11 protein-coding genes are annotated in these 6513 nt (G+C 64.1%); 2 read left to right on the top strand and 9 right to left on the bottom strand.

Translation table 11 applies throughout. The features are described from left to right. Window positions 1–40 precede the first annotated feature (40 nt). Both ACH107_RS00375 and ACH107_RS00380 read left to right on the top strand, forming a co-directional pair. Window positions 41–661 carry a TIGR02466 family protein gene (locus tag ACH107_RS00375; RefSeq protein WP_412504165.1) on the top strand — a complete coding sequence of 207 codons (621 nt, stop codon included), beginning with the start codon at window positions 41–43 and terminating at the stop codon, window positions 659–661. A gap of 80 nt (window positions 662–741) precedes the next feature. Further along, window positions 742–1428 carry a hypothetical protein gene (locus ACH107_RS00380; protein WP_310691079.1) on the top strand — a complete coding sequence of 229 codons (687 nt, stop codon included), beginning with the start codon at window positions 742–744 and terminating at the stop codon, window positions 1426–1428. Between the two features lie 78 nt (window positions 1429–1506). Here ACH107_RS00380 and rplP read toward each other — a convergent pair whose 3' ends face one another. The 9 genes from rplP to rpsJ form a co-directional block, all read right to left on the bottom strand. Then, the gene (gene rplP, locus ACH107_RS00385; protein ID WP_084863655.1) at window positions 1507–1920 is read right to left on the bottom strand and encodes a 50S ribosomal protein L16; all 414 of its coding nucleotides are present in this window, start codon (window positions 1918–1920) and stop codon (window positions 1507–1509) included. 13 nt (window positions 1921–1933) lie between these two features. Then, on the bottom strand, window positions 1934–2641 hold the full coding sequence (rpsC, locus tag ACH107_RS00390) for a 30S ribosomal protein S3 (RefSeq protein ID WP_310691078.1): 708 nt from the start codon (window positions 2639–2641) through the stop codon (window positions 1934–1936). After that, window positions 2641–3021, bottom strand: a complete 381-nt coding sequence (gene rplV, locus ACH107_RS00395) for a 50S ribosomal protein L22 (protein WP_310691077.1) — start codon at window positions 3019–3021, stop codon at window positions 2641–2643. The genes rpsC and rplV overlap by 1 nt, the downstream gene beginning before the upstream one ends. Before the next feature lie 2 nt (window positions 3022–3023). Then, window positions 3024–3302 carry a 30S ribosomal protein S19 gene (gene rpsS / locus ACH107_RS00400; RefSeq protein ID WP_310691076.1) on the bottom strand — a complete coding sequence of 93 codons (279 nt, stop codon included), beginning with the start codon at window positions 3300–3302 and terminating at the stop codon, window positions 3024–3026. Between the two features lie 3 nt (window positions 3303–3305). Further along, window positions 3306–4148, bottom strand: a complete 843-nt coding sequence (rplB, locus tag ACH107_RS00405) for a 50S ribosomal protein L2 (RefSeq protein WP_310691075.1) — start codon at window positions 4146–4148, stop codon at window positions 3306–3308. 151 nt (window positions 4149–4299) lie between these two features. Then, window positions 4300–4596, bottom strand: a complete 297-nt coding sequence (locus tag ACH107_RS00410) for a 50S ribosomal protein L23 (protein WP_310691074.1) — start codon at window positions 4594–4596, stop codon at window positions 4300–4302. Further along, window positions 4593–5210: a 50S ribosomal protein L4 gene (gene rplD, locus ACH107_RS00415; protein ID WP_412504166.1), complete on the bottom strand. Its 618-nt coding sequence runs from the start codon at window positions 5208–5210 to the stop codon at window positions 4593–4595. The genes ACH107_RS00410 and rplD overlap by 4 nt, the downstream gene beginning before the upstream one ends. Further along, the gene (rplC, locus tag ACH107_RS00420; protein WP_310691072.1) at window positions 5200–6036 is read right to left on the bottom strand and encodes a 50S ribosomal protein L3; all 837 of its coding nucleotides are present in this window, start codon (window positions 6034–6036) and stop codon (window positions 5200–5202) included. The genes rplD and rplC overlap by 11 nt, the downstream gene beginning before the upstream one ends. A gap of 15 nt (window positions 6037–6051) precedes the next feature. Further along, entirely contained in the window at window positions 6052–6360 is a 309-nt protein-coding gene (gene rpsJ, locus ACH107_RS00425; RefSeq protein WP_310691122.1) for a 30S ribosomal protein S10, read from the bottom strand. Window positions 6361–6513: the final 153 nt, after the last annotated feature.

The raw sequence follows: 6513 nt of genomic DNA on the forward strand, positions 1-6513 counted from the left end.
CCCTCTCGCAGGTGCTTGACGCTTGCGGTATCACGGCGCCATGGCTGATATCAAATCCCTCTTCGTGACCCGCCTTTATCATGCCCGGCTTTCCGAGTTCGGCCCCCCCGTCGATGCACAAGAACTGGAAGCCTCGTGCTATTCCATCGCCGAGGATGATGAGGCTGGACAGGCCTGGTGCGCGCGTGAGGGGTATCCCGGCTATACCTCCTACGCCTCGCTTTCCGACCTGCCCTGGCGGTTTCCCGTCTTTCAGCAGATCGTCGACAGCCTTGACCGGCACGTCATGGCCTTCGCCGAGGACCTGGCCTTGGACCTGGACGGTCGCGCCCTTGCGCTTGAAGACATCTGGATCAACATCCTGCCCGAGGGTGGCACTCATTCCAGCCATATCCACCCGCACTCGGTGATCTCGGGGACAACCTATGTCTCCATGCCCGACGGGGCCTCGGCCCTCAAGCTGGAAGACCCCCGATCGGCGCGCCTGATGGCCGCCCCAGCCCGCCGCAAGGACGCGCGGGAGGACCTGCGCACCTTCGTTTACGTCGCGCCGCACGTGGGCGACGTCCTGATGTGGGAAAGCTGGCTGCGCCACGAGGTGCCCATGAACATGGCCGAGGACGAGCGGATTTCCGTCAGTTTTAACTACAAGTGGGCGTAATTTCCGCACCGGACTGAAAGGCTTTCGAAACCGTTGGCGTTGCAAAACGGGGTCGAATTCAGCGATCGGGGGCGGCCAGAATGGCGCGGCGTTTCTTGGGGGTGTTTCTGGCCTGTCTGGGCACGCAGTCGGCGGCGGAGTTACAATCGCTGTTTCCCCGTCAGGGCGGGGCCCCGGCGGTACAGTCCGCCCCCGGCAGCCTCTACCCCGGGGCCGGTGCAGGGCTGTTCCGTGCCGTGGCACGCAAGCCTGCGCCCCATCCGGCCCCGTCGGGCCGACCCGATGGACGGATCCCACGGCTTTTGTCCCTGATCGCGCGGGCCGAGGCAGGGGCGGCGGCGTACGATGCGGTTCAGCACGGCGCGCGCGTGCCACCACCCGCCGCGCCGACCACGCTGACCCTCGGCCAGATCGACACCTGGATCGCGGCAACCCCCGGCCAATCCCATGCCATCGGGCGCTACCAGTTCATCCCAGATACGCTGCGCAGGCTTGTCCGGGCCGAGGGATTGCCGCCGGAGACGGTCTTTACAACCGAGGTGCAGGACCGCCTAGCCATGGTTCTGCTGGACGAAGCGGGGCTGGCTGATTTCCAGACCGGCGCCCTGCCCCGCGAGGATTTCATGCGTAACCTCGCTCGCATCTGGGCGGGGCTGCCCCTTCCCGACGGCCAATCCTACTACGAAGGCTACGCAGGCAACCGCGCCACCATGACCTGGGCCGATTTCGAGGGCGGCATGGCCCGGATCTGGCCGGGGGCAGGATAAGGAAAACCCCCGCCGGCTTCCCGGCGGGGGTGTCCATTTTTTCGACCACGGGCGACCGCAATTGACTGCGTCAATCGCTTACCAGTCCTCGCGGGCGACGGTCCGGGTCTTGACCGGCAACTTCATCGCGGCCAGGCGCAGCGCCTCGCGCGCGATGGAGTCGCTGACGCCATCAATCTCGAACATCACCCGGCCGGGCTTGACCTTGCAAACCCAGCGATCCACCGAGCCCTTGCCCTTGCCCATACGGACCTCGATCGGCTTGGCCGAGACCGGGGTGTCGGGGAAGATGCGAATCCAGACGCGGCCCTGACGCTTCATGTGGCGCGTCATGGCACGACGCGCGGCCTCGATCTGGCGGGCGCTGACGCGCTGCGGTTCCACCGCCTTGAGCCCGAAGGTGCCGAAGTTCAGGTCGGACCCGCCCTTGGCTTCGCCGCGAATGCGGCCCTTGTGCATCTTGCGGAATTTTGTGCGCTTTGGCTGAAGCATGTCTCAGATCTCCCTAGCGACGGCCGCCGGCGCCGCGCGGGGCGGGGCCGTCTTGCAGCTCTTGTTGCTTGCGATCGCGCGCGGAGGGGTCATGCTCCATGATCTCACCCTTGAAGATCCAGACCTTGATGCCGATGATGCCGTAAGGCGTCGTGGCTTCGCTCTGCGCATAGTCGATGTCGGCCCGAAGGGTGTGCAGCGGCACGCTGCCCTCATGGTAGTACTCGGTCCGGGCGATCTCGGCCCCGCCGAGACGGCCGGCCATGTTCACGCGGATGCCGAGAGCCCCCATGCGCATGGCGTTCTGCACGGCCCGCTTGAGGGCGCGGCGGAACGAAACCCGGCGCTCGAGCTGCTGGGCGATGTTCTCGCCGACCAGCTGCGCGTCAAGCTCGGGCTTGCGCACCTCGACGATGTTCAGGTGCAGCTCGCTATCGGTCATCGCGGCAAGCTTCTTGCGCAGCGTCTCGATGTCCGCGCCCTTCTTGCCAATGATGACGCCGGGACGCGCGGTGTGGATCGTCACGCGGCACTTCTTGTGCGGCCGCTCGATGATCACGCGGGCGACACCGGCCTGCTTGCACTCTTTCTTGATGAACTCGCGGATCTTGATGTCCTCGAGCAGGAGATCGCCGTAGTCCTTGGTGTCGGCATACCAACGACTGTCCCAGGTGCGGTTGACCTGGAGGCGCATTCCGACGGGATTGACCTTGTTACCCATTAGGCTTGCTCCTCAACTTGACGCACCTTGATGGTGATTTCCGCAAACGGCTTCAGGATGCGGCCGAACCGGCCACGCGCCCGCGGACGGCCACGCTTCATGGTCAGGTTCTTGCCGACGAAAGCCTCGGCCACGACCAGTTCGTCGACGTCGAGATTGTGGTTGTTCTCGGCGTTGGCGATGGCGGACTGAAGGCACTTCTTGACGTCCTGGGCGATCCGCTTCTTGGAGAAGGTCAGATCGTTCAAAGCCGTCTCGACCTTCTTGCCACGGATCATGCCGGCGACGAGGTTCAGTTTCTGCGGGCTGGTACGAAGCATGCGGGTTTTGGCCATCGCTTCATTCTCTGCCACGCGGCGGGGGTTTTTGTCCTGGCCCATGACTATTTCCGCTTCGCTTTCTTGTCGGCCATATGCCCGTAGTAGGTACGGGTCGGCGAATATTCACCGAACTTCTGACCGATCATGTCCTCGGTTACGTTCACTGGAACGTGCTTGCGGCCGTTGTAGACGCCGAAGGTCAGGCCCACGAACTGGGGCAGGATCGTCGAGCGGCGCGACCAGATCTTGATCACATCGTTGCGGCCGGATTCCCGGGCAGCTTCGGCTTTCTTGAGAACGAAGCTGTCGACAAACGGGCCTTTCCATACAGAGCGAGACATATCCTAGCGCCCTTTCTTCTTGGCGTGACGCGAGCGCAGGATCATCCGCTGCGACGCCTTGTTCGTGTTGCGGGTGCGCTTGCCCTTGGTGGGCTTGCCCCAGGGCGAAACGGGGTGGCGACCACCGGACGTCCGGCCCTCACCACCACCATGGGGATGGTCGATCGGGTTCATGACGACACCGCGGACCGAGGGGCGCTTGCCCAGGTGGCGATTGCGCCCGGCTTTGCCGATGTTCTGGTTGGTCTTGTCCGGGTTCGAGACAGCGCCGACCGTGGCCTTACATTCCTGGCGAACCATGCGCAGCTCGCCCGAAGACAGGCGGATCTGGGCATAGCCGCCATCGCGGCCGACGAACTGGGCGTAGGTGCCCGCGGCCCGCGCGATCTGCCCGCCCTTGCCGGGCTTGAGCTCGATGTTGTGGACGATCGTACCGATCGGCATGCCGCTGAAGGGCATCGCGTTGCCGGGCTTGATGTCAGCCTTGGCGCTGGCGATCACCTTGTCGCCCACGGCCATGCGCTGCGGCGCGAGGATATAGGCCTGTTCACCGTCGGTGTACTGGATGAGCGCGATGAAGGCGGTGCGGTTCGGGTCATATTCGATGCGCACGACGACGGCTTCGACGTCAAACTTGTTGCGCTTGAAATCCACGATCCGGTAGAGGCGCTTGGCCCCGCCGCCGCGCCGACGCGCGGTAATCCGTCCGGTGTTGTTCCGGCCACCCTTTTTGGTCAACCCCTCGGTGAGGGACTTGACGGGGCGACCTTTCCAAAGCTCCGAACGGTCGATCAGAACCAGCCCACGCTGGCCCGGCGAAGTCGGATTGTACGACTTGAGTGCCATGTTTACTGACTTTCCGTTGCTTTGCGGCCCGGTCATGGGCCTATGGTGTCAAGGGCCCCGAAGGTCCCCGGTTCGATGGAGGCTTACAGCGCCTCCTTGCGAAAAGGCCGAGCCCCGGACGGAACCGGGGCTCGGCGGATGATGCCCCCTATTAGAGGCCGGTTGTCACGTCAATGGTGTTGCCCTCTTCGAGGGTGACATAGGCCTTCTTGACGTCATTGCGGCGGCCGGGCTGACCGCGGAACCGCTTGGCCTTGCCCTTGGTGATGGTGGTGTTCACCGCCTTGACCTTCACGCCAAAGAGGCTTTCGACGGCCTCCTTGATCTGCGGCTTGTTGGCGTTGATGGCCACCTCGAAGACCACGGCCCCGGCTTCCGAGGCCATGGTGGACTTCTCGGTGATGACCGGCTTGCGGATCACGTCGTAATGTTCTGCCTTGACACTCATTTCAGGCGAGCCTCCAGAGCTTCGACACCCGCCTTGGTCAGGACCAGCGTATCCGACTTGAGGATGTCGTAGACGTTGGCGCCCATCGAGGGCAGCACGTCAAGGTTGGTGAGGTTGCGCGCGGCCTTGGCGAACCCTTCGTTCACCTCGGCGCCGTCGATGACCAGCGCCCGCTTCCAGCCCAGGGCGTTGACCTGCTTGGCCAGCGCCGCGGTCTTGCCTTCGGCCTCGGCCGCATCCAGCACGACAAGTTCGCCGGCCTTCACCTTGGCGGAGAGGGCGTGCTTGAGACCCAGCTTGCGGAACTTCTTGGTCAGTTCATGGCCGTGGCTACGCGGGGTCGGGCCCTTGTAGATACCACCCTTGCGGAAGATCGGCGCGTTGCGGTCGCCGTGGCGTGCGCCACCGGTGCCCTTCTGGCGATAGATCTTCTTGCTGGAATAGCTAGTTTCCGAGCGGGTCTTGACCTTGTGCGTGCCAGCCTGCGCGTTGTTGCGCTGCCAGCGCACCACGCGGTGCAGGATGTCGGCACGCGGTTCCAGCCCGAAGACATCCTCGGAGAGGTCCACGGAGCCGGCCTTGCCACCGTCCAGTTTGATCGCGTCAGCTTTCATCGGATTCGCCTCCTTCCGGCGCGGAGTCTTCGGCTTCGGCGGCCTCCATGGCGGCCTGTTCGGCCTCGGCGGCGGCCTGCGCGGCGGCTTCTTCCTCGGCCGCGGCCTGTGCGGCGGCTTCCTCGGCCAGACGTTCGGCTTCACGGGCGGCGGACTTCAGTGCAGCGGGGAAGATCACGTTCTCGGGCATCGGCTTCTTGACCGCGTCCTTGATGGTGACCCAGCCGCCCTTGGAGCCCGGCACCGCGCCCTTGACCATGATCAGGCCCCGGTCGCTGTCAGTCCTGACCACCTGCAGGTTCTGCGTGGTCACCTTTGCGGCCCCCATATGACCGGCCATCTTCTTGCCCTTGAACACCTTGCCGGGGTCCTGGCACTGGCCAGTCGACCCATGGGCGCGGTGCGCGATCGACACACCGTGCGTGGCCTCCAGGCCGCGGAAATTGTGCCGCTTCATGCCGCCGGCAAAGCCTTTACCGATCGAGGTGCCGCTAACGTCCACGAACTGACCCTCGAAGTAATGACTGGCGATGATTTCCTCGCCGACATTGATCAGGTTGTCGGGATCGACGCGGAACTCGGCGACCTTCCGCTTCGGCTCTACCTTGGCCTTGGCGAAGTGGCCGCGCATCGGCGCGGATGTCCGCTTGGCCTTGGCCAGACCGGCGCCAAGCTGAACGGCGCTGTAGCCATCCTTCTCGGCGGTCCGCTGGGCCACGACCTGCAGCGTGTCTAGTTGAAGAACGGTCACAGGAACCTGCCGACCGTCTTCTTGGAAGATGCGGGTCATCCCGACCTTCTTTGCGATAACACCAGAGCGCAACATGTCTGATTGCCCCCCTTAAACCTTGATCTCGACATCCACGCCGGCCGCGAGGTCGAGCTTCATCAGCGCGTCCACGGTCTGCGGGGTCGGGTCCACGATGTCGAGCAGACGCTTGTGCGTGCGGATCTCGAACTGGTCGCGGGATTTCTTGTCAACGTGAGGTCCCCGCAGAACGGTGAACTTCTCGCTCTTGTTCGGAAGCGGGATCGGACCCCGAACCGACGCACCGGTGCGCTTGGCCGTGCTCACGATTTCCTGGGTGCTGGCGTCCAGCACGCGGTAATCGAAGGCCTTGAGCCGGATGCGGATGTTTTGGCTCTGAATTGCCATTTTCGCGCCCTCTTAGGCTGAGGATCGAGAGGTGGAGCTCACGGGATTGCGCCCCCACGTCGGCCTCTGAATTGCAGGGGGGTGGACGCTGTGGTCCACCCCGATCTTGCCTCGGTCGGTTCCGGCTCAGTCGATGATCTTGGAGAC

This window comes from Roseovarius halophilus (ex Wu et al. 2025), assembly GCF_047086965.1.

Bases quoted from the DNA above. Each gene is read 5' to 3' on its own strand.
- rplC (WP_310691072.1), bottom strand. From the start codon at position 6,036: ATGTTGCGCTCTGGTGTTATCGCAAAGAAGGTCGGGATGACCCGCATC.
- rplV (WP_310691077.1), bottom strand. From the start codon at position 3,021: ATGGGCCAGGACAAAAACCCCCGCCGCGTGGCAGAGAATGAAGCGATG.
- rpsS (WP_310691076.1), bottom strand. From the start codon at position 3,302: ATGTCTCGCTCTGTATGGAAAGGCCCGTTTGTCGACAGCTTCGTTCTC.
- rpsC (WP_310691078.1), bottom strand. From the start codon at position 2,641: ATGGGTAACAAGGTCAATCCCGTCGGAATGCGCCTCCAGGTCAACCGC.
- ACH107_RS00410 (WP_310691074.1), bottom strand. From the start codon at position 4,596: ATGAGTGTCAAGGCAGAACATTACGACGTGATCCGCAAGCCGGTCATC.
- rplD (WP_412504166.1), bottom strand. From the start codon at position 5,210: ATGAAAGCTGACGCGATCAAACTGGACGGTGGCAAGGCCGGCTCCGTG.
- ACH107_RS00380 (WP_310691079.1), top strand. From the start codon at position 742: ATGGCGCGGCGTTTCTTGGGGGTGTTTCTGGCCTGTCTGGGCACGCAG.
- rplP (WP_084863655.1), bottom strand. From the start codon at position 1,920: ATGCTTCAGCCAAAGCGCACAAAATTCCGCAAGATGCACAAGGGCCGC.
- ACH107_RS00375 (WP_412504165.1), top strand. From the start codon at position 41: ATGGCTGATATCAAATCCCTCTTCGTGACCCGCCTTTATCATGCCCGG.
- rplB (WP_310691075.1), bottom strand. From the start codon at position 4,148: ATGGCACTCAAGTCGTACAATCCGACTTCGCCGGGCCAGCGTGGGCTG.